This window comes from Glycomyces halotolerans (genome assembly GCF_054779575.1).
Genome location: NZ_BAAGXZ010000086.1, coordinates 1 through 515, shown reverse-complemented (window position 1 = coordinate 515; position 515 = coordinate 1). Strand labels below are relative to the sequence as shown.

Below are 515 nucleotides of genomic sequence, written 5' to 3'. Positions count from 1 at the left end.
GGCTACCTATATTTCTTTTTTTAGCGAAGTATTGAAGCAGGAAGGTTACTGGGTTAAAACCGCCAGCAGCAAGGACAATAAGGCAATGCGTCTTATGGAAATGCTCTCCCTTATTTGGGCACACCGAAAAGAGACCGATACCGTTCTGATCGATACTTATGGTGCACAGAATTTCTACTATGCCTATAGCATTGGAAAGCTTTGCCAGCAGTTGAAATTACCTTATATCCCCATCCTTCATGGTGGTAATCTGCGGGAACGCATCCAAAAATCACCAAACCTCACGCGATCTTTGTTTGGGAACGCAAAACTTAACGTAGCGCCTTCTCACTTTCTGTACGACATTTTTGAAAAGGCGGGTTTTGAGAATATTAAAATTATCCCGAACTCCATCAGCCTGGAAGATTATCCTTTCAAGAGAAGGGGAAATTTCGCGCCAAAATTTCTGTGGGTAAGAAGATTTCAGGAACGCTATAATCCGATGCTGGCGGTGAAGGTCTTTGAAAAGATACAAC

General features: G+C 42.7%; 1 protein-coding gene. It reads left to right on the top strand.

The window, feature by feature from the left end; translation table 11 throughout:
- Window positions 1-515, top strand: a 515-nt coding sequence (locus tag ACYVL2_RS20160) for a glycosyltransferase family protein (RefSeq protein WP_460546586.1), incomplete at both ends; no start/stop codon positions are given.